At 68.0% G+C, this 21,282-nt stretch carries 26 protein-coding genes; 15 read left to right on the top strand and 11 right to left on the bottom strand.

Translation table 11 applies throughout. The features are described 5' to 3' along the window. The first annotated feature begins 34 nt into the window (after positions 1-34). The 4 genes from BUR28_RS01845 to BUR28_RS19180 all read left to right on the top strand — a co-directional run bounded on the left by BUR28_RS01845 (position 35) and on the right by BUR28_RS19180 (position 1,534). Positions 35-277 (top strand): BolA/IbaG family iron-sulfur metabolism protein, encoded by a 243-nt coding sequence (locus BUR28_RS01845; RefSeq protein WP_074218567.1) that lies wholly within the window; start codon positions 35-37, stop codon positions 275-277. Next, a complete protein-coding gene (locus BUR28_RS01840; protein ID WP_074218566.1) occupies positions 274-525 on the top strand; it encodes a hypothetical protein in 252 nt (83 codons plus the stop codon). Before BUR28_RS01845 ends, BUR28_RS01840 begins: the two co-directional genes overlap by 4 nt. A 3-nt stretch (positions 526-528) precedes the next feature. Beyond that, complete coding sequence (gene grxD / locus BUR28_RS01835; RefSeq protein WP_074218565.1) at positions 529-888, top strand: Grx4 family monothiol glutaredoxin; 360 nt, start codon at positions 529-531, stop codon at positions 886-888. A gap of 64 nt (positions 889-952) precedes the next feature. Next, positions 953-1,534, top strand: coding sequence for a hypothetical protein (locus BUR28_RS19180; protein ID WP_139307464.1), 582 nt, complete (start codon positions 953-955; stop codon positions 1,532-1,534). Here BUR28_RS19180 and BUR28_RS01830 read toward each other — a convergent pair. Further along, positions 1,446-1,853, bottom strand: a complete 408-nt coding sequence (locus BUR28_RS01830; RefSeq protein WP_074218564.1) for a cell division protein ZapA — start codon at positions 1,851-1,853, stop codon at positions 1,446-1,448. The two genes, BUR28_RS19180 and BUR28_RS01830, sit on opposite strands and share 89 nt — an antisense overlap. Beyond that, positions 1,846-2,334 (bottom strand): hypothetical protein, encoded by a 489-nt coding sequence (locus tag BUR28_RS01825; RefSeq protein ID WP_074218563.1) that lies wholly within the window; start codon positions 2,332-2,334, stop codon positions 1,846-1,848. Before BUR28_RS01825 ends, BUR28_RS01830 begins: the two co-directional genes overlap by 8 nt. 239 nt (positions 2,335-2,573) lie before the next feature. On the opposite strand from BUR28_RS01825, the gene BUR28_RS19790 reads away from it, so the two are divergent. Next, positions 2,574-2,717, top strand: coding sequence for a hypothetical protein (locus BUR28_RS19790; RefSeq protein WP_175566872.1), 144 nt, complete (start codon positions 2,574-2,576; stop codon positions 2,715-2,717). A gap of 40 nt (positions 2,718-2,757) precedes the next feature. Here the strand turns inward: BUR28_RS19790 and coaD are convergent, their stop codons facing one another. The 3 genes from coaD to BUR28_RS01810 form a co-directional block, all read right to left on the bottom strand. Next, complete coding sequence (gene coaD / locus BUR28_RS01820) at positions 2,758-3,249, bottom strand: pantetheine-phosphate adenylyltransferase (RefSeq protein ID WP_074218562.1); 492 nt, start codon at positions 3,247-3,249, stop codon at positions 2,758-2,760. A gap of 99 nt (positions 3,250-3,348) precedes the next feature. After that, positions 3,349-3,783: a CBS domain-containing protein gene (locus BUR28_RS01815; protein ID WP_074218561.1), complete on the bottom strand. Its 435-nt coding sequence runs from the start codon at positions 3,781-3,783 to the stop codon at positions 3,349-3,351. 60 nt (positions 3,784-3,843) lie between these two features. Continuing rightward, positions 3,844-4,737: a LysR family transcriptional regulator gene (locus BUR28_RS01810; RefSeq protein WP_074218560.1), complete on the bottom strand. Its 894-nt coding sequence runs from the start codon at positions 4,735-4,737 to the stop codon at positions 3,844-3,846. A 105-nt stretch (positions 4,738-4,842) separates the two neighbouring features. Here BUR28_RS01810 and BUR28_RS01805 point away from each other — a divergent pair, with 105 nt between their 5' ends. Further along, positions 4,843-6,342, top strand: coding sequence for a CoA-acylating methylmalonate-semialdehyde dehydrogenase (locus BUR28_RS01805; protein ID WP_074218559.1), 1,500 nt, complete (start codon positions 4,843-4,845; stop codon positions 6,340-6,342). Between the two features lie 63 nt (positions 6,343-6,405). Here the strand turns inward: BUR28_RS01805 and BUR28_RS19175 are convergent, their stop codons facing one another. Further along, positions 6,406-6,627 (bottom strand): VPLPA-CTERM sorting domain-containing protein, encoded by a 222-nt coding sequence (locus BUR28_RS19175; RefSeq protein WP_254813781.1) that lies wholly within the window; start codon positions 6,625-6,627, stop codon positions 6,406-6,408. Between the two features lie 30 nt (positions 6,628-6,657). Further along, positions 6,658-6,984, bottom strand: a complete 327-nt coding sequence (locus BUR28_RS01795) for a hypothetical protein (RefSeq protein ID WP_175566871.1) — start codon at positions 6,982-6,984, stop codon at positions 6,658-6,660. Positions 6,985-7,375: 391 nt separating this feature from the next. Here BUR28_RS01795 and BUR28_RS01790 point away from each other — a divergent pair, with 391 nt between their 5' ends. From BUR28_RS01790 to BUR28_RS01760, 7 genes are all read left to right on the top strand, one after another. Beyond that, on the top strand, positions 7,376-8,506 hold the full coding sequence (locus BUR28_RS01790) for a carboxylate-amine ligase (protein ID WP_074218557.1): 1,131 nt from the start codon (positions 7,376-7,378) through the stop codon (positions 8,504-8,506). A gap of 73 nt (positions 8,507-8,579) precedes the next feature. Continuing rightward, positions 8,580-9,725, top strand: coding sequence for an acyl-CoA dehydrogenase family protein (locus BUR28_RS01785; RefSeq protein ID WP_074218556.1), 1,146 nt, complete (start codon positions 8,580-8,582; stop codon positions 9,723-9,725). Continuing rightward, entirely contained in the window at positions 9,722-10,774 is a 1,053-nt protein-coding gene (locus tag BUR28_RS01780; RefSeq protein ID WP_074218555.1) for an enoyl-CoA hydratase/isomerase family protein, read from the top strand. Before BUR28_RS01785 ends, BUR28_RS01780 begins: the two co-directional genes overlap by 4 nt. After that, entirely contained in the window at positions 10,771-11,643 is an 873-nt protein-coding gene (gene mmsB, locus BUR28_RS01775; RefSeq protein WP_074218554.1) for a 3-hydroxyisobutyrate dehydrogenase, read from the top strand. The genes BUR28_RS01780 and mmsB overlap by 4 nt, the downstream gene beginning before the upstream one ends. Beyond that, positions 11,640-12,302, top strand: coding sequence for a Crp/Fnr family transcriptional regulator (locus BUR28_RS01770; protein WP_074218553.1), 663 nt, complete (start codon positions 11,640-11,642; stop codon positions 12,300-12,302). The genes mmsB and BUR28_RS01770 overlap by 4 nt, the downstream gene beginning before the upstream one ends. A 93-nt stretch (positions 12,303-12,395) precedes the next feature. Continuing rightward, on the top strand, positions 12,396-12,593 hold the full coding sequence (locus BUR28_RS01765) for a YgaP family membrane protein (protein ID WP_074218552.1): 198 nt from the start codon (positions 12,396-12,398) through the stop codon (positions 12,591-12,593). A 130-nt stretch (positions 12,594-12,723) separates the two neighbouring features. Then, positions 12,724-12,930 carry a YgaP family membrane protein gene (locus BUR28_RS01760; protein ID WP_074218551.1) on the top strand — a complete coding sequence of 69 codons (207 nt, stop codon included), beginning with the start codon at positions 12,724-12,726 and terminating at the stop codon, positions 12,928-12,930. Positions 12,931-13,302: 372 nt separating this feature from the next. On the opposite strand, the gene uvrA is transcribed toward BUR28_RS01760, so the two are convergent. Further along, complete coding sequence (gene uvrA / locus BUR28_RS01755) at positions 13,303-16,161, bottom strand: excinuclease ABC subunit UvrA (protein ID WP_074218550.1); 2,859 nt, start codon at positions 16,159-16,161, stop codon at positions 13,303-13,305. Between the two features lie 177 nt (positions 16,162-16,338). On the opposite strand from uvrA, the gene BUR28_RS01750 reads away from it, so the two are divergent. Beyond that, positions 16,339-16,713 carry a rhodanese-like domain-containing protein gene (locus BUR28_RS01750; protein ID WP_074218549.1) on the top strand — a complete coding sequence of 125 codons (375 nt, stop codon included), beginning with the start codon at positions 16,339-16,341 and terminating at the stop codon, positions 16,711-16,713. An 81-nt stretch (positions 16,714-16,794) separates the two neighbouring features. Here BUR28_RS01750 and lpdA read toward each other — a convergent pair whose 3' ends face one another. Next, complete coding sequence (lpdA, locus tag BUR28_RS01745; RefSeq protein ID WP_074218548.1) at positions 16,795-18,189, bottom strand: dihydrolipoyl dehydrogenase; 1,395 nt, start codon at positions 18,187-18,189, stop codon at positions 16,795-16,797. A 157-nt stretch (positions 18,190-18,346) separates the two neighbouring features. On the opposite strand from lpdA, the gene BUR28_RS01740 reads away from it, so the two are divergent. Further along, positions 18,347-19,264: a metallophosphoesterase gene (locus BUR28_RS01740; RefSeq protein WP_074218547.1), complete on the top strand. Its 918-nt coding sequence runs from the start codon at positions 18,347-18,349 to the stop codon at positions 19,262-19,264. A gap of 54 nt (positions 19,265-19,318) precedes the next feature. Here BUR28_RS01740 and BUR28_RS01735 read toward each other — a convergent pair whose 3' ends face one another. After that, entirely contained in the window at positions 19,319-19,897 is a 579-nt protein-coding gene (locus BUR28_RS01735; RefSeq protein ID WP_074218546.1) for a DUF924 family protein, read from the bottom strand. Between the two features lie 108 nt (positions 19,898-20,005). Next, a complete protein-coding gene (locus BUR28_RS01730; RefSeq protein ID WP_074218545.1) occupies positions 20,006-21,265 on the bottom strand; it encodes an MFS transporter in 1,260 nt (419 codons plus the stop codon). Positions 21,266-21,282 lie beyond the last annotated feature (17 nt).

Here is a 21,282-nt window from a genome sequence, read left to right as displayed (position 1 = left end):
ATCTTCGGTGGACGAGCAGAAAGGACGCCCGCCCATGGCCATCTCGCCCGAAGAGATCGAAACCCTGATCCGCGCGAAATTCCCCGAGGCGCGGATCACCATCACCGACATCGCCGGCGACGGGAACCACTATGCGGCCGAGGTGATCGACGCGAGCTTCCGCGGCATGAACCGCGTCCAGCAGCAACGCGCGGTCTATGCCGCCCTGAAGGACAAGATGGCCGGCAGCCAGGGGGCCCTGCACGCCCTGGCGCTGACGACGAAGGCGCCGGATTGACGTGGACGACGGCTCTTGTCATTTGCCTGATCGTGCCCTTCGCCGGATTTTTCGCCTACGCCGCGTTTCACGAGTACAGGCGCCACCGGCGTGAGGGGCCGGTCGAGGATTGGCGCGAGAAATTCGAGTTCGACGAGGAGGCGCCTGGCTACGAAGACCCAGAGGAACAGGCCGGCGCCGAGGAAGAGACTGACAGGGGGTACACGCCGCCCGACGCGACGGACCCCGCACAAGACAGGAAAGGCTGAGAGATGACCGCCCAGGACCAGATCAAGCAGACCATCGAAGGCAACGACGTCGTCCTGTTCATGAAGGGCACCAAGGACATGCCGCAATGCGGCTTTTCCAGCCGCGTGGCCGGCGTGCTCAACTTCATGGGGGTCGAGTTCGCCGATATCAACGTGCTCGAGGACGAAGGCATCCGCCAAGGCATCAAGGACTTTTCCGACTGGCCGACGATCCCGCAGCTCTACGTCAAGGGCGAGTTCGTGGGCGGCTGCGACATCGTCACCGAGATGACGCTTTCGGGCGAGCTCGATCAGTTGCTCGAGGACAAGGGGGTGGACTACTCGAAGGAGGCCGCCGACAAGATCCGCGCCGCCAACGCCTGAGGGGGCGATGCTGAGGGCGCGGCTCTGGTACGGCCCGGAAGGCCACGGTGTCGGTCTCGACCGCGTGGCGCGCTACCTTTCCGGGCCGCTTGCCTGCGAGACCACGACGCGCATGCGGCAGCGTCACGGTCAAAGCTTCGAACAGATCGTTCTCGGAACGCCGGTCTCCGCGGTGATCGAGATGAACCGCCGCCCCGAGGTCTCGGCCGATGCTGGCGACCTGATCAGGCGTCTGCCGTACGGGGCGGCCGAGGGCCTCGACGAAAGGCTTGCGCGATGCACCGCGCGGCTCGACATCCATGACGGCCCCGGCGCACGCCGGTTGGTCCCGGCAAACCGGGTCGCGCGCAGCGTGCTTGTTCCGCTGGCCTTCGCGATGGGCGGCATCGTCGAAGAGGTGGACAGCGGGCGGCTGTTGTACTTCGCCTTGCCCGAGCCGGGCCGCCGACCGTTGCCCCAGGCGGCGCTTGGCGTGCTTGTCTCCGGGCTTGACCGTCTGCTCGGCCTGCTGGCCCTGCGGCCCTGGGGGGAGCGTCCCGCCCTGCCCGGCCCGGCGCTCAGCGCGCGCCGTCTTCCATCACCTTCTCCGTCACCCGGTCCGCAAGCGCTTCTGCCCGCGCCGCAAGCTCGGCAAGGGTCTCGGTAACCGCCGGCGGCACGACCGGGACTTCTACGCGCTCCGGTTCTGGCGGGACCGCGTTTTCCAACTCCGCGATCTTCGCCTCGGCCGCCGAGAGCTTGGCCTCCAGCCCCTTCAGCCGCTCCTCGATCCCGACGGTCTTGTCGGCGAGCATGAGCCCAGCCATCAGCAGCATGCGGGCCTCGGGCAACCGCCCGTTCTGCCCCATCAGCGCCGACGCCTCGGCATCCAGGGCGCGCGCCGCGGCCTCGAGGAACGGCTCTTCGCCCGTCTGGCAGGCCACCTCGAAGCTGCGGCCGCCGATCACGATATCCACGTTAGGCATGGGCCTCTCCCCCGTCGGCCAGCGGCTTGAGTTCGGCGATGATGTCCTCGAGCTCCGAGCGCTCGCTCTCACGCATGGCAGCCAGCGCCTCGATCTCGGCCGCCATGGCTGCGTCGATCGCGCCCGCATCTCCAAGCCCGTCGGCATTCGCGGCCCGCAACGCGGCGCTCGTCTCGCGCAGGCGGGCATTGACCGCGCGCAGCCGGTCGACCTCGGCCTCCAGCTTCTCGGCCCGGGCCGTCATATCCTGCGCCCGCTGATCGAGCCGGGCGACCTGCGTCTCCTGACGCTCGCGGATTGCCTTGACGCGTTCGTTGAGCTGGGCATTGGCACTGCGCTCGGTTTCCAGCGCTTCGCGCAGCCCCTCCAGCTCGGATGGGTCCGGGCGGTCGGGATCGATCCGCTCCAACGCTTCCAGACCCTGCCCGATCCGCTCCAACGCCGCGGTGATCCGGCGCTCAAACTCGGTGATTTCGCTCATGCCTGCCTGTTCCCGGCCTTGTCGCCACAGCCCCCGCGCCCGCCCGACCGAATCGGGCCGACGCCTCGTTGATCCACTTTAGCCCACGGAATCGTGGATTGCGCCCCCCTTTCGGGTCAAGGGCTTATCGCCTGCGCTTGATCCGCTGTCCGCAGCTGTTAAGCCAAGCGAAACCCCGCTCGCCGGAGCCTTGGAATGGACCGTCTTCTCGCCCACGCGCCCCGCCCCGGAGACCGGGGATGAGCAATCGTGCCGCACTGGGCCTGTTCGCGCTGATCGTCACCGCGCTGTGCGCGGACTATGCCCTGAACGGCTTTTCCGCGACCCTTTTCCTCGCCCGCAAGTTCGTGGACCTGACCAACGCCCTCGCGGTCTGGCGATAGGCCTGTCCGGGGCCAGCGCGCCGCGGGCCGCACTGGACCGTCAGTCAAACTTCGCGACCAGCCGCTCGCGCACCGCGGGCGTGACGAAGCTGGAGACGTCACCGCCCAGCCGCGCAATCTCCTTGACCAGCTTCGAGGCGATCGCCTGGCGGCGCGCATCGGCCATCAGGAACACCGTTTCGATGCTGGAATCCAGCGCCCGGTTCATGCCGACCATCTGGAACTCGTACTCGAAATCCGCAACGGCCCTCAGTCCGCGCACGATCATCGTGGCGCCCACGTCGCGGGCACAGTCGATCAGCAGGTTCTCGAACGGGTGGGCGACGACCTCGGTCCCGGTGCGCTGCCCCAGCGGCCCGCATTCGGCCTCGATCATGTCGACGCGCTCTTCGAGCGAGAACAGAGGCCCCTTGTCACGATTGATCGCGACCCCGATCACCAAGCGGTCGACCAGCGCGCAGGCCCGGGTGATGATATCGATATGGCCGAGCGTCAGCGGGTCGAAGGTGCCGGGATAAAGGCCGATGCGCATGGGGACCCCTTTCTGCCAGTTTCCCGGCGCACGCAACAATATCGCGACCTGTTTTGCAAGCGCAGCATGGCCGGCTGCGACGGCGCGTGCCCCCGGGGCTCAGAACCCCATGATCATGCCCTGCAGCGCGTCCTTCTCCATAGACAGCTCGGACAGGCGCGCCTTGACCACGTCACCGATCGAGATCAACGCCACCATCTTGCCATTGTCCATCACCGGCATGTGGCGGAAGCGCCCCTCGGTCATCATCGCCAGCACCCCGTCGGCCGTGTCCTCCAGCGAACAGGTCTTGATCTCGCGCGTCATGATCGCGGAGACGGGTTCGCTCAGGATGCCGGCCCCGCGCCGGCCGAGTTCGCGCACGATATCGCGTTCCGACAGGATTCCGGCGACCGCGGCATTGTCGGGACTGACCACCAGAGAGCCGATGCGCCGCGCGGCGAGTTCGGCCGCGGCCTGCGAAATCGTGGTGTCGGGCGTCACCGTGGCCACGCCGGGCACGAGCTTGGCTTTCAGGATCTGGTGGACTTGCATGTGGTGTCTCCCCCGTGAGCATCCCCCGTGGGCAAGCGTCGCCTCCGGTGCGGCATTATGTCAAGCCGCCTGTAGCTCCAGCCGAGCAACCTCCGCCCGGAGCCCCTCGGACAGGAGGCCCGCAAAGCGTGTGAGCCGCGCGAGTTTCCGGTCGTCGCCGTGGCGTATCATGTAGAAGCTGCGCTTCAACGAGACCGTTTCGGAGAGCACCTTGACCAGCCCCGGCGCAGCGGGGATCGCGAAATCGTGGACGATCCCCAACCCCGCCCCGGCCCGCAGCCAGTTCAGCTGCACCGAGACCGAGTTCGAGGCGAGCGTCACCCGCTCGACCCCGATCTCGGACAGGTAGTCGAGTTCGCTGTCGAAGATCATGTCGGGGATGTAGCCAACGATCCGGTGCCCCCTGAGGTCGTCGAACCCGCGGACCGGCGGATGGCGCGCCAGGTAGTCGCGATGGGCGACAAGGTGCAGCCGGTAATCGGTGATCCGCTGCACCGTGAGACGCCCGGTCTCGGGCGGGCTGACCGCGATCGCCATGTCGGCCTCGCGGCGGCTGAGGTTGAAGACCCGGGGCAGCGCGACGATCTGCACCTCGAGCCCCGGGTTGGCGTCGCAGATCGAAGCGGCGACCTGCGGCAGCAGGAAATTCGCCACCCCGTCCGGCGCCCCGATCCGGACCGAGCCGGTCAACTGCCCCGGCTGGCCGCGGATCTCCTCGGCGCCCTCGGTCAGCGCCTGCTCGGCCTGGACCGCGCGCGACATCAGCCGCTCGCCAGCCTCGGTCAGGCCATAGCCGCGCGGCGACCGCGCGAAAAGCGCAGTGCCCAGCGCCTCTTCAAGCCGCGCGATCCGTCGGCCCAGCGTCGCGGGGTCCAGCCGCAGCGTCTTGCCCGCCCCGGTCAGGCTTTCGGCGCGCGCCACCGCCAGGAACAGCCGCATGTCATCCCAGTTCATCGCCTCTACTCTTGCATTTTCGCAAAACCCATTTGGAAAACTGCCCCTGTTCCGTTGAAACTTGCAAGACTAACCTTCACGCGAAGCAGATCGTGGGAGGATGCGATGAAAGAACTGACCCATTTCGTGAACGGCCAGCAGGTGCAGGGGCGCTCGGGCCGCTTCGCCGATGTCTACAACCCCGCGCTTGGCGAGGTGCAGGCGCGCGTGCCGCTGGCCAGCAAGGACGAACTCGACGCCGCCGTCGCCGCCGCGGCCGCGGCGCAGCCGGCCTGGGGCGCGACGAACCCCCAGAAGCGCGCCCGCGTGATGATGGAATTCGTCCGGCTCATCAACCGCGACATGGACAAGCTGGCCGAGGCGCTGTCCTCGGAACACGGCAAGACGCTGCCCGATGCCAAGGGCGACGTGCAGCGCGGCCTCGAAGTCATCGAGTTCTGCATCGGGGCGCCGCATCTGCTGAAGGGCGAATTCACCGACAGCGCCGGCCCCGGCATCGACATGTATTCCATGCGCCAGCCGCTGGGCGTGGTCGCGGGCATCACGCCGTTCAACTTCCCCGCCATGATCCCGCTGTGGAAGATGGGCCCGGCGCTGGCCTGCGGCAACGCCTTCATCCTGAAGCCGTCGGAACGCGACCCCTCGGTGCCGCTGATGCTGGCCGAGTTGCTGAAGGAGGCCGGCCTGCCCGACGGCCTGTTGCAGGTGGTCAACGGCGACAAGGACGCCGTGGACGCGATCCTGGACAACCCCACCATCCAGGCGATCGGCTTCGTCGGCTCCACGCCCATCGCGGAATACATCTATTCGCGGGGCTGCGCGAACGGCAAGCGCGTGCAGTGTTTCGGCGGCGCCAAGAACCACATGATCATCATGCCCGATGCCGACATGGACCAGGCTGCCGACGCGCTGGTGGGTGCGGGCTACGGCGCGGCGGGCGAACGCTGCATGGCGATTTCCGTGGCCGTGCCCGTGGGTGAGGAAACCGCCGACCGGCTGATCGAGAAACTGGTGCCCCGCGTCGAGAAGCTGAAGGTCGGCCCCTACACGTCCGGCGCCGACGTGGATTACGGCCCGCTGGTGACCGCCGCCGCCAAGGAGCGCGTGCTGGGCCTCATCGACTCCGGCGTCGAACAGGGGGCAGAGCTGGTGGTGGATGGCCGCAACTTCAGCCTGCAGGGTTATGAGAACGGCTATTTCGTGGGCCCGTCGCTCTTCGACAAGGTCACGCCGGAGATGGAGATCTATCGACAGGAGATCTTCGGCCCCGTGCTGTCCACCGTCCGCGCCAAAAGCTACGACGAGGCGCTGGGCTATGCGATGGACCACGAATACGGCAACGGCACCGCGATCTTCACCCGCGACGGCGACACCGCGCGCGACTTCGCGAACCGGATCAATATCGGGATGGTGGGGATCAACGTGCCGATCCCGGTGCCGCTGGCCTATCACACCTTCGGCGGGTGGAAGAAATCGGGGTTCGGCGACCTGAACCAGCACGGCCCCGATGCCTTCCGCTTCTACACCCGGACCAAGACCGTCACCTCGCGTTGGCCCTCCGGCCTCAAGGAAGGCGGCGAGTTCCACTTCAAGCAGATGGACTGAAACGAGAAGGGGCGGCCGACATGGCCGCCCCTCGAGCCTTGCCGGACCTTGAGAGGCCCGCGTTCAGGCCGTCTTGCGCCGACGGACCGCCGCCAGGCCACCCACGCCCGCCAGCAGCATCCAGCCCGCGGCGGGCAGCGGAATCGGCGCCGGGGCCGAGTCGTAGAAGGTGATATGCGACGGGCCCTTGCTGAGGGTACTCCATTCGCCGGAGAACACCGCCTCCTTCGGATCCGAGTAGAACCAGCGGAAGCCATCGCCGTCCTTTGCCACCCAGCTCGTCACCCGCAAGCAAGTGGAGCAAGGGACGTAGGATCAGGTCCCGCTGCTGTCGGTCCCGCTGTCATAGCTCACCGTGAACATGCTCGACGTCACGTCGCCGAACGCGCTGTTGATTTCCCACTTGTCCTCGTCGACATCCCACTTGGCGATGACGGGCGATCCGTCCGGGGCGACGCATGCGTCGAACGACTCCCCGAACACGCCGGCACAGTCGTTCGCCGGCGGCGTGCTCGGACCGTAGTCGACAGTCTTGATCGTTGCCGCGTGCGCCGACGAAGCGCCGACAACGACAGCGCCCCCCGCCATCACAACCACGCCCCCCGCCGTGATCGCCGCGGTCCTAAAAAGGTTCAGCATCAAGTCATTCTCTCCCAAATTCTCACAGGTGCGTGAAATCGCGCCCCCAGCCCGATAGAATTGTTATCGCTCCACAATGTCATCGCAAAGGAATTTCGTTGACGCACGGCCGCGGTCGCCTCGCACCGCGACGTCAGGCTGCCTTAGCTGTTGACCGGCCTCCCCGAGAGGCGAAAAACACCTCCTTGCGGCGGAGGCGCGGCACGGCGTGCAACCGCGCCGCATCGAATCATCGGCGTCGCCGGCGCGGCGCCTTCGACCGCATCCCGCCGCCGTCCTCACGGAGAGTCTCCGCACACCCGCGCCGAACGCGTGGCCGTCGTGCGCGATGCCCGGGCTTGCCAAAACGGCGCGCCCGGTTTCAAGTCGAACCATTGCGGCCAGGGGAGCGGCGATGGCGCAGGTGCCGGACTTCACGATCGGAATCGAGGAGGAATACCTCCTCGTCGACAAGGACAGCTGCGCCCTGGTCGAGGCGCCCAAGGCGCTGATGGAAGCCTGCGCCGCCGATCTCGGCGATCAGGTCACCCCGGAATTCCTGCAATGCCAGATCGAGGTCGGCACGCGGGTCTGCGGCAATATCGGCCAGGCCCGCGACGACCTGCGGCGGCTGCGCGCTACGGTCGCCCGGCACGCGGCCGATCATGGGCTCGCCCCCATCGCCGTCTCCTGCCATCCGGTCGCCGACTGGAAGCAACAGCACCACACCGACAAGGATCGCTACAACGACCTCGACCGGGCGCTGGCCGCGGTCGCGCGGCGGATGCTGATCTGCGGGATGCATGTCCATGTCGGCATCCCCGACAAGGACCAGCGCATCGACCTGATGGCGCAGCTCAGCTATTTCCTGCCGCACCTGCTGGCGATGTCGACCTCCTCGCCCTATTGGCAGGGGCTGGATACGGAGCTGGCCTCCTACCGGCTGACGGTCTTCGACAACCTCCCCCGCACCGGCCTGCCGCCCCGCTTCGAGAGTTGGTCGGATTACGAACGCTCCGTCGGCGCGCTGGTCAATCTGGGCGTGATCGAGGACGCGACCAAGATCTGGTGGGACCTGCGCCCCTCCGCCCGGTTCCCGACGCTGGAGAGCCGCATCTGCGATGTCTCGCCCAGGCTCGAACACACCCTGTCGATTGCCGCGCTGACGCAGTGCATCACCCGGATGCTCTGGCGGCTGGCCGGGCTCAACCAGCGCTGGCGGGTCTACGAACGCTTTCTCGTGGGCGAAAACCGCTGGCGCGCGCAGCGCTACGGCGTCAGCGAAGGGCTGATCGATTTCGGGCGCAAGAAACTGGTGCCGTTCTCGGACCTTCTGGAAGAACTCATCGCCTTCGTGGAACCGGACGCCGCGGTGCTGGGCTGCCTGAACGAGGTGCACGCCGCGCGCGACGTGATCGCCGACGGCACCTCGGCCGACCGCCAGCGCCGCGTCCATGCCGCCGCGCGCGCCGAGGGCAAGGATTCCGAAGGCGCGGTCTGCGCGGTGATCCGTTCGCTGATCGAGGAATACAACGCCGATCTGTGACGCCGCCGGCCCTTGCAATCCGGAAGCCTTCTCTGCCAGATGAACGCGCGTTCAATAAGCCGGGGGGACAGCGATGGATTTCGCACTGAGCGAAGAGCAGGTGGCGATCTTCGACATGGCGCAGGCATTCGGGGCCGAGCATATCGCGCCGCACGCGCTGGCCTGGGAAAAGGACGGCACGATCCCGAAGGCGCTCTGGCCCCGGTTGGCCGAGTTGGGCTTCGCGGGGCTCTACGTCAGTGAGGATTCCGGGGGCGCGGGCCTTAGCCGCCTCGACGCGACGCTGGTGTTCGAGGCGCTGTCGATGGCCTGCCCGTCCGTCGCCGCCTTCCTGTCGATCCACAACATGTGCGCCAAGATGCTGGACGCGTTCGGAACCGACGACATCAAGGCGCGCTTCCTCGCCCCGGCGCTGACGATGGAGACGGTGTTCTCCTACTGCCTGACCGAACCGGGCTCGGGCTCGGACGCCGCGGCGCTGAAGACGAAGGCCCAGCGCACCAACGAGGGCTACAGCCTGACCGGCACCAAGGCGTTCATCTCGGGCGGCGGCTATTCGGACGCGTATATCGTGATGGCCCGCACGGGCGAGGACGGCCCCCGGGGTATCTCGGCGATTGTCGTTGAGGACGGCGCCACGGGGCTGTCCTTCGGCGGGCTCGAAGACAAGATGGGCTGGCGCGCCCAGCCCACCCGCCAGGTACAGTTCGACGGCTGCGCGGTGCCCGCGGGGAACCTGCTAGGCGAGGAAGGCAAGGGCTTCCGTTACGCGATGATGGGGCTCGATGGTGGACGACTGAACATCGCGGCCTGCAGCCTGGGCGCCGCGCAGGCGGCGCTCGACGCGACGCTCGCCTACATGGGTGAGCGCAAGGCCTTCGGAAAACCCATCGACCAGTTCCAGGCGCTGCAGTTCCGGCTGGCCGAGATGGAGATCGAGCTTCAGGCCGCGCGCACCTTCCTGCGCCAGGCGGCGTGGAAACTGGACCAGGGCGCGCCGGATGCCACCAGGTTCTGCGCGATGGCGAAGAAATTCGTGACCGAGGCCGGCAGCCGCGTCGCCGACCAGTGCCTGCAGCTGCATGGCGGCTATGGCTACCTGGCCGATTACGGAATCGAGAAGATCGTGCGCGACCTGCGCGTGCACCAGATCCTCGAAGGCACCAACGAGATCATGCGGCTGATCGTGGCCCGCCAGATGCTGGAGGCGCGCGGATGAGCGACATCGACATCCGTACCGAGGGCCGTGCGGGCCGTATCACGCTGAACCGTCCGAAGGCGCTGAACGCGCTGACCTACGACATGTGCCTTGAGATAGAGAACGCGCTGGATGCGTGGCGGTCGGAGGACAGCGTGGCGCTGGTGCTGATCGACGCCGCCGGCGACAAGGCGTTCTGCGCGGGCGGCGACATCGCCGTGATGTACGAGACCGGCACCAAGGGCGACTACGCCTATGGCCAGAAGTTCTGGCGCGACGAATACCGGATGAACGCCAAGATCGCGGAATTCCCCAAGCCGGTGGTCAGCCTGATGCACGGCTTCACCATGGGCGGCGGCGTTGGCGTCGGCTGCCACGCCGCGTACCGGATCGTGGGCGAAAGCGCGCAGGTGGCGATGCCGGAATGCGGCATCGGGCTGGTGCCCGATGTCGGCGGCTCGGCGCTTCTGGCTCGCGCGTCCGGGCGGCTGGGCACGTATCTCGGCGTCACCGGCGCGCGCATGGGGCCGGGCGATGCGCTTCACGCCGGGTTCGCCGATCATTTCGTGCCAGAAGACACCTGGCAGGCGCTTGCCGAGGACCTCGTCGCGACCGGGGACCCGGCGGCGATCGCGCGCGCGGCAGCCCCAGCCCCCACGCCGGACAGCCCCCTCGCCGCCCGGCAGGCCCGGATCGACGCGCTCTTCGCCGGCGCCGCCCTGACGGAGATTGCCGAAGCGCTGGACGCCGACGGGTCGGACCTCGCCACGGACGCACTGAAACGGATGCGGCGGAACAGCCCCCTGGCGATGGCCTGCGCGATCGAGATGCAGCGCCGGCTGGGACCGGCCCCGACGATCCGCGCGGCCCTCGCGCTGGAATACCGTTTCACCCACCGCGCGCCGGAACGATCGGACTTCCTCGAAGGCATACGCGCGGCGATCATCGACAAGGACAAGAGCCCGCGCTGGCGGCATGCCGATATGGACGCCGTGTCGCGCGAGGACGTGGAGGCCATGCTGGCGCCGCTCGGCGCCGACGAATTGAACCTTGAGGAGGAGCTGACATGAAGGTGGGGTTCATCGGACTGGGAAACATGGGGGCGCCAATGGCGGCGAACCTCGCGAAGGCCGGCCATGACGTGATCGGGTTCGATCTCGCCGCCCCCGGCCCCGAAGGCGTCGCGACCGCCGCGAACGTCGCCGAGGCGACCCGGGACCGGGAGGTGGTCATCACCATGTTGCCCAACGGCGACATATTGCGGTCCGTGGCCGCCGAGATTCTGCCCGTGATGGAGAAGGGCGCGGTGCTGCTCGACTGTTCGACCGTTGATGTCGACAGCGCCCGCGCGGTCGCGGCCGAGGCCGAGGCGGCCGGCGTCATGGCTGTCGACGCGCCCGTCTCGGGCGGCGTGGGCGGCGCGACGGCCGGCACCCTGACCTTCATGGCCGGCGGCCCCGAAGAGGCCTTCGCCAAGGTCAAACCGCTTTTCGACGTGATGGGCCAGAAGGCAGTGCATTGCGGGGACTCGGGCAACGGACAGGCCGCCAAGATCTGCAACAACATGATCCTCGGCGCGACGATGGTCGTGACCTGCGAGGCGTTCGCGCTGGCCGACAAGCTGGGGCTTGACCGGGACCGGATGTTCGACGTCGTCTCGACATCGTCCGGGTCGAGCTGGTCGTTGAACACCTATTGCCCGGCCCCCGGCATCGGCCCCCAAAGCCCCGCCGACAACGACTACAAGCCCGGATTCGCAGCGGACCTCATGCTCAAGGACCTGCGTCTCGCGATGCAGGCGGCCGAAACGGCCGACGCGGACACGCCCATGGGCCAGCGCGCCGCCGAACTCTACGCCGAGTTCGTCGAGCGGGAGGACGGCAAGGGCCGCGATTTCTCGGCCATGCTGCCGCGCTTCGAAAAACGCGGGCGCGGATGAACTGGGTCGCGCGCGCCCCCGGGCTCCAAGGGCTCGAGCCCGGCATCGCCGCCCGGCTGGAGGGTCTGCCGGTGATGCGCCTGCCCAAGGGCAAGGTGCTGTTCTGCCCCGGCGAAGCGGCGCGCGGCTTCACGATTCTTCTGTCGGGCCGGGTCGAGGTGTTCCTGATCGGCCCGACGGGTCGGGAAATCCTGCTCTACGGGATCGAGCCTGGCCAGTCCTGCGTGCAGTCCACGCTCGGCCTGCTGGGCGGGGAGGATTATACCGGCGAGGCGATCACCGTGAGCGAGTGCGAGGCGGTTCTGGTTCCGCGCGAAACCTTCACGACGCTGATGGACCGGAGCCCGATCTTCCGCCGCTTCGTGTTCGGCGCCTTCGCGCAGCGGCTTCAGTCGGTCATGGCCCTGCTGGAACGGGTCGCGTTCCAGCGGGTCGAAAGCCGCCTGGCCGCCGAACTGCTCGCCAGCGCCGAAAACGGTGCCGTCCATGCCACCCACCACGAGATCGCCACCCGGATCGGCACCGCGCGCGAGGTCGTCTCGCGCCGGCTGGACGCCCTGGCGAAGGCCGGCGCCGTGCGGCTTGACCGGGGCGTGGTGACCCTGATCGACGAAGCCGCCCTTGCCGGGCTTGCCGCGGTCGATGGCGGGGCTGGGTGACACAGTCACAGACGGTCGCCCCGGCGAAGTGCATGGTCGTGTCGCAATGCCCGCGCGAGTCGGGCGAGTGACACACATTCATCGGAGAAGACCATGCTGAAGAAGAACGTCGGCGGCACCGACCGCATCGCCCGTATCGGCCTTGGCGCCCTCATGCTGCTGATCTGGGCGTTCCTGTCCGATCCCAGCCCGTGGTGGCTGCTCGGCATCGTTCCGCTGGCCACCGGCCTGATGTCGTCCTGCCCGCTCTACAACCTCATCGGCCTGAACACCGCCGAGAAAGAGGGCTGAACGGCCTGCGGCGGGTCGTCTCCCCACGCGGCTCGGCGGCCGGCCGGCCTTGAAACGCTTGGCCGGCCGCCCACCTCCAGAGTATCGGGCCTGCCACGAACGCGCGGCCCGTCAGCAAGGGAGAAAGGCAATGTTCGAAAAGAATATGGGAAATACCGACCGCGCGATCCGCGCCGCGATCGGGGTCGTGCTGCTCATCCTCGCCTTCACGTCGCTCGGCGGGGCCTGGGCCTGGATCGCCGGGATCGTCGCCGTCGTTCTGCTTGCCACCTCGGCAATGGGGACCTGCCCGCCCTACAGCCTGCTCGGCATCAACACCGGCAAGCCCAAGACCTGAGGCCGCAGACGCGCCGGTGCGGGGTCGCCGGGCCCCGATGCGATTATCCTCCGCCAAGCGTGCGGCGTGCCGGCGGCGACGGACACGGACAAGAGAAGCGGCGCCCTGTCTCATCGGGCGCCCTTTTTGCAAGGCGCCCGGGGACGCCCACGCGCTCACGGCGCGCGCCAACTCACCCCACCTGGATCGTGGTCGAGGATGGACGGTGCGAGCGTATCGCGGCCCCCGCCATTGCCAATCCCCGGCAGGACGCGGGACACGCGCTGCGCCACCCCAGAAAGGCGATTGCACCCTGCCGATAGACACCCCCGGCCCGACGCAGGGAGCCCCAGGGGAACGCCGGGGCCGCGCCGTCACCGGCGCGCCGGCCTGTCACTCCGCCGCCACCCGCTTGGCGCCCAGCATCTCCTTGAGGTAGCGCCCGGTATGGCTGCGCTCGACCTCCGCGACCTCCTCGGGCGTGCCCTCGGCGACGATCTGGCCGCCGCCGTCGCCACCTTCGGGCCCGATGTCGATCAGCCAGTCGGCGGTCTTGATGACATCCAGATTGTGCTCGATCACCACGACCGTGTTCCCCTGCTCCACCAGCTCGTGCAGCACTTCGAGCAGCTTCTTCACATCCTCGAAATGCAGCCCCGTGGTCGGCTCGTCGAGGATGTAGAGCGTCCGCCCGGTGGCCCGTTTCGACAATTCCTTCGACAGCTTCACCCGCTGCGCCTCGCCGCCCGAGAGCGTCGTCGCCTGCTGGCCCACCTTGATGTAGCCGAGTCCCACGCGGACAAGCGCGTCCATCTTCTCGCGGATCGAGGGCACCGCCTTGAAGAACTCCTGCGCGTCCTCGACCGTCATGTCGAGCACGTCGGCGATGCTCTTGCCCTTGAACTTTATCTCCAGCGTCTCGCGGTTGTAGCGCGCGCCGTGGCAGGTCTCGCAGGTGACGTAGACATCGGGCAGGAAGTGCATCTCGATCTTGATGACGCCATCGCCCTGGCAGGCCTCGCAGCGGCCGCCCTTGACGTTGAAGGAGAACCGCCCCGGCTTGTAGCCGCGCGCCTTGGCCTCGGGCAGCCCCGCGAACCAGTCGCGGATCGGGGTGAAGGCGCCGGTATAGGTCGCGGGGTTCGACCGCGGCGTGCGGCCGATGGGCCGCTGGTCGATGTCGATGACCTTGTCGAGATGCTCCAGCCCCTTGATCGTCTCGCAGGGGGCGGGCGTCTGCCGTGCGCCGTTCAGGCGCATGCTGGCCGTCTTGAACAGCGTCTCGATGGTCAGCGTGGACTTGCCCCCGCCCGAGACGCCAGTGACGCACACGAACTTGCCCAGCGGGAACTCGGCCGTCACGTCCTGCAGGTTGTTGCCGTTCGCCTTGACCACGGTCACCGCCTTGCCGTTGCCGGGCCGCCGCTCGGCCGGCACCGCGACTTCGCGCGTGCCCGCGAGGTATTGCCCGGTGACGGAGGCGGCGTCGGCCATGATCTCGGCCGGGGTGCCGCGGCTGACCACCTGCCCGCCATGCACGCCCGCCCCGGGTCCGAGGTCGAGCACGTAATCGGCCTCGCGGATCGCCTCCTCGTCATGCTCGACCACGATCACGGTATTGCCCTGGTCGCGCAGGTTCTTGAGCGTCTGCAAAAGCCGCCCGTTGTCGCGCTGGTGCAGCCCGATGGAGGGTTCGTCCAGCACGTAAAGCACGCCGGTCAACCCGCTGCCGATCTGGCTGGCCAGCCGGATGCGCTGACTCTCGCCGCCCGACAACGTCCCGGCGTTGCGGCTCAGCGTCAGGTATTCCAGCCCGACATTGTTCAGGAACCCCAGCCGGTCGCGGATTTCCTTGAGGATCGCGCGGGCGATCTCGTTCTTCTGCTTCGACAGGCTGCCGGGCGCGCCCTCGATCCAGGCCAGCGCCTCGCGGATCGACATCTGCACGACCTCGCCGACATGCAGGCCGCCGATCTTCACCGCCAGCGCCTCCTCGCGCAGCCGGTGACCGCCGCAGGTCTGGCAGGGACGGTTGTTCTGGTAGCGTTCGAACTCCTCGCGGATCCAGGCGCTGTCGGTCTCGCGATAGCGCCGCTCCATGTTGGGGATCACGCCCTCGAAGGCGCGCGTCACCTGGTAGACGCGGCCGCCCTCGTCATAGCGGAAGGGGATTTCCTCGTCCCCCGAGCCATACAGGAAGACCTGCTGCACATGCGCGGGCAGGTCCTTCCACGGCGTGTCCTTGTCGAACTCGTAATGCCGGGCGATGGCCTCGATGGTCTGGCGGAAATAGGGCGACTTGCCCTTGCGCCAGGGCGCGATGGCCCCGTTCCAGACGGTCAGCGCCGCGTCCGGCACCACGAGGCGTTCGTCGAAGAAAAGCTCTACCCCCAGCCCGTCGCAATCGGGGCAGGCGCCGAAGGGCGCGTTGAAGGAAAACAGCCGCGGCTCGATCTCGGGGATGGTGAAGCCCGAGACCGGACAGGCGAAATTCTCGCTGAACACGTGGCGTTCGGGGTCGCCCTCCTTCGGCGCGGTCTCCAGCACCGCGATGCCGTCGGCGAGGTCGAGCGCGGTGCGGAACGAATCCGCCAGCCGGGTCTCGATCCCCTCCTTCACCACGATCCGGTCGACCACCACGTCGATGTCGTGGCGGAACTTCTTGTCGAGCGTGGGCGGCTCGTCGAGCTCGTGAAACTGCCCGTCCACCTTGACCCGCTGGAAGCCCTGCTTGCGCAACTCGATGAATTCCTTTCGGTATTCGCCCTTGCGGTCGCGCACGATGGGGGCCAGCAGATAGGCGCGGGTCCCCTCCTCCATCGCGATCACGCGGTCCACCATGTCCTGCACCTGCTGCGCCTCGATAGGCTGGCCGGTGGCGGGGCTGTAGGGTGTGCCGGCGCGGGCGAACAACAGCCGCAAGTAGTCATAAATCTCGGTGACGGTGCCGACGGTCGAGCGCGGGTTCTTGGACGTCGTCTTCTGTTCGATGGAAATCGCGGGCGACAGGCCGGAAATGTGATCCACGTCCGGCTTTTCCATCATGTCCAGGAACTGCCGCGCATAGGCCGAAAGCGACTCGACATAGCGGCGCTGGCCCTCGGCATAGATCGTGTCGAAGGCGAGCGAGGACTTTCCCGACCCCGACAGCCCGGTGATCACCGTCAGCGTGTCACGGGGAATGTCGACGTCGATATCCTGAAGATTGTGCTCGCGCGCGCCGCGCACTTCGATGCGTTTCAACTCGGCCATGGCTGCCCCCGGAAGTCCAGCCTTAGACATAGTCGAGCGGCGCGCGATTCCCAACCGCAAAGAAGGAACGTTCGGAGAACGTCCCCGGCTGCGTCAGCCTGCCGTGCCTTTGCCGCTTAACACCCGGGCACAGACCCCTATAGTCGCCCCGAGGCACCCAAAACCGGAGAACGCGCCATGTCCAGCTGGGTCGAACTGTTCGGCAAGATTTATCCCTATGTCGAGGAAATCCGCGCCAAGGAGGCCTGGGAGTTCGCCAAGAAGGGCGAGATCGTGCTGCTCGACGTGCGCGAGGATCACGAGATCGCGCGCTTCGGCAAGTGCCAGGGGGCCGTGCATGTGCCGCTCTACATGATCCGGCACAAGGCCAACCGCGCCGGCCCGCATTTCGACCCCGCGCTGGACCCGGCCAAGACCTTCGCGGTCTATTGCGAAACCGGCGACAACGCCCTGCAGGCCGCGCGCATCATGATGAAACTCGGCTACGAGGACGTCTACAACATGGGGTCGTTCCGCGAGTGGCTGAACGCCAGGCTGCCGGTCGAGAAATAGCCCGATCCGGCAATCGGAATTGCATCGGATTTCCATCGGACTTTCGTCGGACTTTTATCGGACGGACGGCGCTGCCGGGGCCTAGTAGTGGATCGCCCGGCCCCAGGCATCCAGCACGGATTCGTGCATCATCTCGCTCAGCGTCGGGTGCGGGAACACCGTTTCCATCAGCTCGGCCTCGGTCGTCTCCAGCGTCTTGCCGACCGCGTAGCCCTGGATCAGTTCCGTCACCTCGGCGCCGATCATGTGCGCGCCCAGAAGCTCGCCGGTCTTGCCGTCGAACACCGTCTTGACCATCCCCTCGGGCTCGCCCAGCGCGATCGCCTTGCCGTTGCCGATGAAGGGGAAGCGGCCGACCTTGACCTCGTGCCCTTTGTCCTTCGCCTGCGCCTCGGTCATCCCGATGCTGGCGATCTGCGGGTGGCTGTAGGTGCAGCCGGGAATCGCGCCGGGCTTGATCGGGTGCGGGTGGCCGCCCGCGACCATCTCGGCCACCATCACGCCCTCGTGGCTGGCCTTGTGCGCGAGCCAGGGGGCGCCGGCCACGTCGCCGATGGCATAAAGCCCCGCGACCCCGGTGCGGCCGTATTCGTCGGTCACGACATGGCTGCGGTCGAGTTTCACCCCGAGCTCTTCCAGCCCCAGACCCTCGACATTGCCGACGATGCCGACCGCCGAGATCACCGTGTCGACCTCGATCTTGTCGGTCTTGCCGCCCTGTTCGACATGGGCGGTCACCGTGTCCGCGCCGCGGTCGAGCCTCGTGACCGTGGCCTGCTCGCGGATCGTCATGCCCTGTTTCGCGAACTGCTTTTTCGCGAAGGCGGAGATCTCGGCATCCTCGACCGGCAGGATGCGGTCCATCACCTCCACCACCGTGGTCTCGGCGCCGAGCGTGTTGAAGAAGCTGGCGAACTCGATCCCGATGGCGCCCGAGCCGATGACCAGCAGCTTCTTCGGCTCGTGCGGCGGCACCAGCGCGTGCTTGTAGTTCCACACGCGCTTGCCGTCGGGCTCCAGCCCCGGCAGTTCGCGCGCCCGCGCGCCGGTGGCCAGGACGATGGAGTCGGCGGTCAGCTCCTCGGTGCCGGTCTCGGTCTTGACCGAGACGCGCCCCCTGGCCGGGATCGTCGCCGCGCCCATGACCACGGTCACCTTGTTCTTCTTCAGCAGGTGCCCCACGCCCGAGGCCAGTTGCCTGGCCACCCCGCGCGAGCGTTTGACCACCGCGTCGAGATCGTAGCCGATGCCGTCGGCCTTGAGCCCGAACTCCGTGGCATGGGACATCAGGTGGAAGACCTCGGCCGAGCGCAGCATCGCCTTGGTGGGAATGCAGCCCCAGTTGAGGCAGATGCCGCCCAGATGCTCGCGCTCGACCACGGCGACCTTCAGCCCCAGTTGCGCGCCCCGGATCGCGGCGACATAGCCGCCGGGCCCCGCGCCGATCACGATCATGTCGAAGTTCCGAGCGGCCATGCTTCCCTCCGCGCTGCGCTTTGCCTCACAGCTAGTCGATCCGCCGCGAACCCGCAATCGCCGCCGGCCGGTTGCAGACGCGCCGGGCGGCGGGTGTCGGGCGGGCGTTACAGTCGGGGCGTAGCGTGATAGGCAGACGCCGGGACGGGAGGACCATGTGCCGACACGCCGCAACGTGATGCTGCGCAGCGCCGCCGCCGGCCTGCTGGCGCCGATGGCCGGGGCGCGGTCTGCCCGCGCCGGGGCGCCGGCGGCGGGCCTGCGGTTCGGGGTCGTGGCCGACCCGCAATACGCCCCGGTGCCGCCGCAGGGAACGCGCCACTACGCGCAGTCGCTGGGGAAACTCGCCCAGGCCATCGAGGCGTTCAACCGGCGCGACCTTGCGTTCTCGGTGACGCTCGGCGACATCATCGACCGGCACTGGGACAGCTACGATCGCATCCTGCCGCTTTACGACCGGCTGGAGGCGCCCCACGCCGTTGTCCTGGGCAACCACGATTTCGAGGTGGCGCCCGAGCACGTCCACGCGGTGCCCCGGCGCCTGGGGCTTGCACGGCGGCATTACGATTTCGCCGCCCGGGACGTGCGGTTCCTCGTGCTCGACGGCACCGAGATCAGCCTTTTCGCCCATCCCCGGGGCAGCGCGCGCCACGACGCGGCCGCCCGGCGCCTGGCGGCGATGGAAGCGGCCGGCGCGGTCAACGCCAAGCCCTGGAACGGCGGCCTCTCGGACGCGCAACTCGCCTGGGCCGAAGACGTGATCGCGGATGCGCGGGCCAAGGGGCAGCGGGTCGTCGCCATGGGGCATTACCCGCTCTACCCGGCCGACCCGCACAATTGCTGGGACGACGCCCGCCTGGTCGACCTGTTCTCGGGGTACGAGAACGTGGTGATGTACCTGAACGGGCACAACCACGCGGGCAATTACGGGCGCGCGGGCGGCACCCACTACGTCACGTTCAAGGGCATGGTCGAGACCGCCGACACAACCGCCCATGCCGTCGTCGCCATCGATGACGACCGGATCGAGATCGAGGGGGTCGGCCGGGAGGACAGCCGCGTGCTGCCGGTCTGAGGCCGCGGAGCGACCTGCGGCGCGCGCGCGGGCCCGTCCCCGGCGCGGTCGCCGTCAGGACGCGGCGCGCAGTTCCTCGACGCAGGCGCCGTAGCCGCCCTGCTCCATGAACGCGATCTCCTCGGGGGAGGAGCCGCGATGCAGCGCCGCGTTGCGGAACGGGAAGCGGCCGAACCGGCGGATCAGCTCGCGATGGGCCTTGGCATGCAGCAGGTTGTCGGCGCCGGTCTCGGGCATGCGCGTCAGCATCAGGCGCACGCAGCGGTCCTGGTCCATCAGGCATTCCGAGTGCATCAGGGGCAGGTAGAAGAACTGCCGCTCGGGCTCGGGGTGGCGCATGTCGAAGGTCATCTCGATCGCGTGCTTGGCCGCGGCGCGCGCCAGCGCGTCGGTGGCGAAGGCGCGCCAGTCGCCGCGGAACATGTTGCGCGGGAACTGGTCGGTCAGGATCAGGAAGGCCAGCGCGCCCCGGGGATTGGTCGACCAGTCGTGCAGGTCGCCGGCATGGGCGGCCTCCCAGTCGGTCTTGAAGCGGCCCAGGATCTCGGCGTCGACCTCCGGGTCGGACTTGTACCAGCCCGCGGGGCCGACCTCGTTCAGCCAGTAATCGATGATCTCCTCTTGGCGCGACATCCTTTTCCTCCTGCGCGGGCGCGTGGCCCCGGTTCCTGACCCGGTCGCTCTTGCCCGGATGGTTTCAGATACCGTCATGGGGCGCAAGCGTTTCGGGGCGCGCGGGTGTCACGGCGCGGCAGCCTCCTCCTCGTGCGCGGCCTCGATCGCGACCTCCTGGGCGACCTCGACCGCGACCGGCGAGGCGGTCGGCAGGACCGGCGCGTAGGAGGCCGTCTCGTCCACCGGCACGGCGGCGCGCTGGGTCATCCGGTAGCCGGTGAACACGGCGAGCGAAAGCATCAGGATCGCGATGAAGAGGAAGAACCCCTCCGGCCCGATCAGCCCCATGACCCAGGCGGTCACCAGCGGGCCGAGGATCGCGCCCACCCCGTTGATGAACATCAACCCGCCCGAGGCCGCGGCCATGTCGTCGGGTTCCAGATAGTCGTTGGTATAGGCGATGAGCAGCGCGTAGAGCGGGTTCGACATCCCGCCGATCAGGAACGCCGCCACCAGCAGCGCGCCGAATCCCCCGTTCACGGCCATCGCCGCCCCCGCGGCCGCCCCGCCCGTGGCCGCCGCGGCCAGGATCAGGGTACGCCGGTCGATCCGGTCCGACAGCCAGCCGATCGGGAACTGCAGCAGCAGCCCGCCCAGGTAGATCGTGGCGATGAAGCCCGAGATCTGGGCCACCGACAGATCGGCAGTGGTGCCGTAGACCGAGGCCATGCCGAACAGCGCCGAGTAGACGCCGCCCAGCAGGAAGATGCCGACCGCGCCGGTGGGCGAAATGCGGATCAGGTGCCGCAGCGACATCGGCTTGGTCGTCTCGAAGGCGGGCGTCGGGCTGACCGACAGCAGGATCGGCGCGAAGGCGATGGAGACCAGCACCGAGGGGATGATGAACAGCACGAACCCCGCGGGGTCGGCGGTCAGCAACAGCCCCTGCGCGCTGACGATGCCCGCCATCTGCACGATCATGTAGAGCGACAGCGCCTGGCCGCGGGTCTCGTTCGTGGCGGCGTTGTTCAGCCAGCTTTCGGCGGTGACGTAGACGCCCGAGAAGCAGAACCCCATGAGCACCCGCCCCACGGTCCAGGCGACGGGGTCGGCCAGCGTGGGATAGAGGATGAGCACGGCCGAGATCAGCGAGGCGAGCGCGGCGAACACGCGGATATGGCCCACCCGGCGGATCAGCTCCGGCGCCAGCCGCGAGCCGCCCAGGAAGCCCGCGAAATAGGCCGACATCACGATCGACATCTCGAAGGTCGAGAACCCCTCGATGCCACCGCGGATACCGAGCAGCGTGCCCTGGATGCCGTTGCCCACCATCAGCAGCAGCATGCCCAGCAGCAGCGCCCAGGAACTGGCCAAAACCTGAAACACGTCGCGCGTCCTTCTCT

Origin of the sequence: Rhodovulum sp. ES.010 (genome assembly GCF_900142935.1) — a bacterium.
GTDB lineage: Bacteria > Pseudomonadota > Alphaproteobacteria > Rhodobacterales > Rhodobacteraceae > Rhodovulum.
The sequence above is the reverse complement of the archived record's forward strand: the minus strand, read 5'-3'. Positions and strand labels throughout refer to the sequence as shown.

Coding starts and splice junctions, on each gene's coding strand:
- coaD (WP_074218562.1), bottom strand. CDS start 3,249: ATGCGCATCGGCCTTTATCCCGGCACCTTCGACCCGCTGACGCTCGGC.
- uvrA (WP_074218550.1), bottom strand. CDS start 16,161: ATGGCCGAGTTGAAACGCATCGAAGTGCGCGGCGCGCGCGAGCACAAT.
- lpdA (WP_074218548.1), bottom strand. CDS start 18,189: ATGGCCGCTCGGAACTTCGACATGATCGTGATCGGCGCGGGGCCCGGC.
- grxD (WP_074218565.1), top strand. CDS start 529: ATGACCGCCCAGGACCAGATCAAGCAGACCATCGAAGGCAACGACGTC.
- BUR28_RS01735 (WP_074218546.1), bottom strand. CDS start 19,897: ATGTCGCGCCAAGAGGAGATCATCGATTACTGGCTGAACGAGGTCGGC.
- BUR28_RS01810 (WP_074218560.1), bottom strand. CDS start 4,737: ATGAACTGGGATGACATGCGGCTGTTCCTGGCGGTGGCGCGCGCCGAA.
- mmsB (WP_074218554.1), top strand. CDS start 10,771: ATGAAGGTGGGGTTCATCGGACTGGGAAACATGGGGGCGCCAATGGCG.
- BUR28_RS01770 (WP_074218553.1), top strand. CDS start 11,640: ATGAACTGGGTCGCGCGCGCCCCCGGGCTCCAAGGGCTCGAGCCCGGC.
- BUR28_RS01765 (WP_074218552.1), top strand. CDS start 12,396: ATGCTGAAGAAGAACGTCGGCGGCACCGACCGCATCGCCCGTATCGGC.
- BUR28_RS01750 (WP_074218549.1), top strand. CDS start 16,339: ATGTCCAGCTGGGTCGAACTGTTCGGCAAGATTTATCCCTATGTCGAG.
- BUR28_RS01785 (WP_074218556.1), top strand. CDS start 8,580: ATGGATTTCGCACTGAGCGAAGAGCAGGTGGCGATCTTCGACATGGCG.
- BUR28_RS01760 (WP_074218551.1), top strand. CDS start 12,724: ATGTTCGAAAAGAATATGGGAAATACCGACCGCGCGATCCGCGCCGCG.
- BUR28_RS01845 (WP_074218567.1), top strand. CDS start 35: ATGGCCATCTCGCCCGAAGAGATCGAAACCCTGATCCGCGCGAAATTC.
- BUR28_RS01815 (WP_074218561.1), bottom strand. CDS start 3,783: ATGCAAGTCCACCAGATCCTGAAAGCCAAGCTCGTGCCCGGCGTGGCC.
- BUR28_RS01790 (WP_074218557.1), top strand. CDS start 7,376: ATGGCGCAGGTGCCGGACTTCACGATCGGAATCGAGGAGGAATACCTC.
- BUR28_RS01830 (WP_074218564.1), bottom strand. CDS start 1,853: ATGCCTAACGTGGATATCGTGATCGGCGGCCGCAGCTTCGAGGTGGCC.
- BUR28_RS19790 (WP_175566872.1), top strand. CDS start 2,574: ATGAGCAATCGTGCCGCACTGGGCCTGTTCGCGCTGATCGTCACCGCG.
- BUR28_RS01780 (WP_074218555.1), top strand. CDS start 9,722: ATGAGCGACATCGACATCCGTACCGAGGGCCGTGCGGGCCGTATCACG.
- BUR28_RS01805 (WP_074218559.1), top strand. CDS start 4,843: ATGAAAGAACTGACCCATTTCGTGAACGGCCAGCAGGTGCAGGGGCGC.
- BUR28_RS01825 (WP_074218563.1), bottom strand. CDS start 2,334: ATGAGCGAAATCACCGAGTTTGAGCGCCGGATCACCGCGGCGTTGGAG.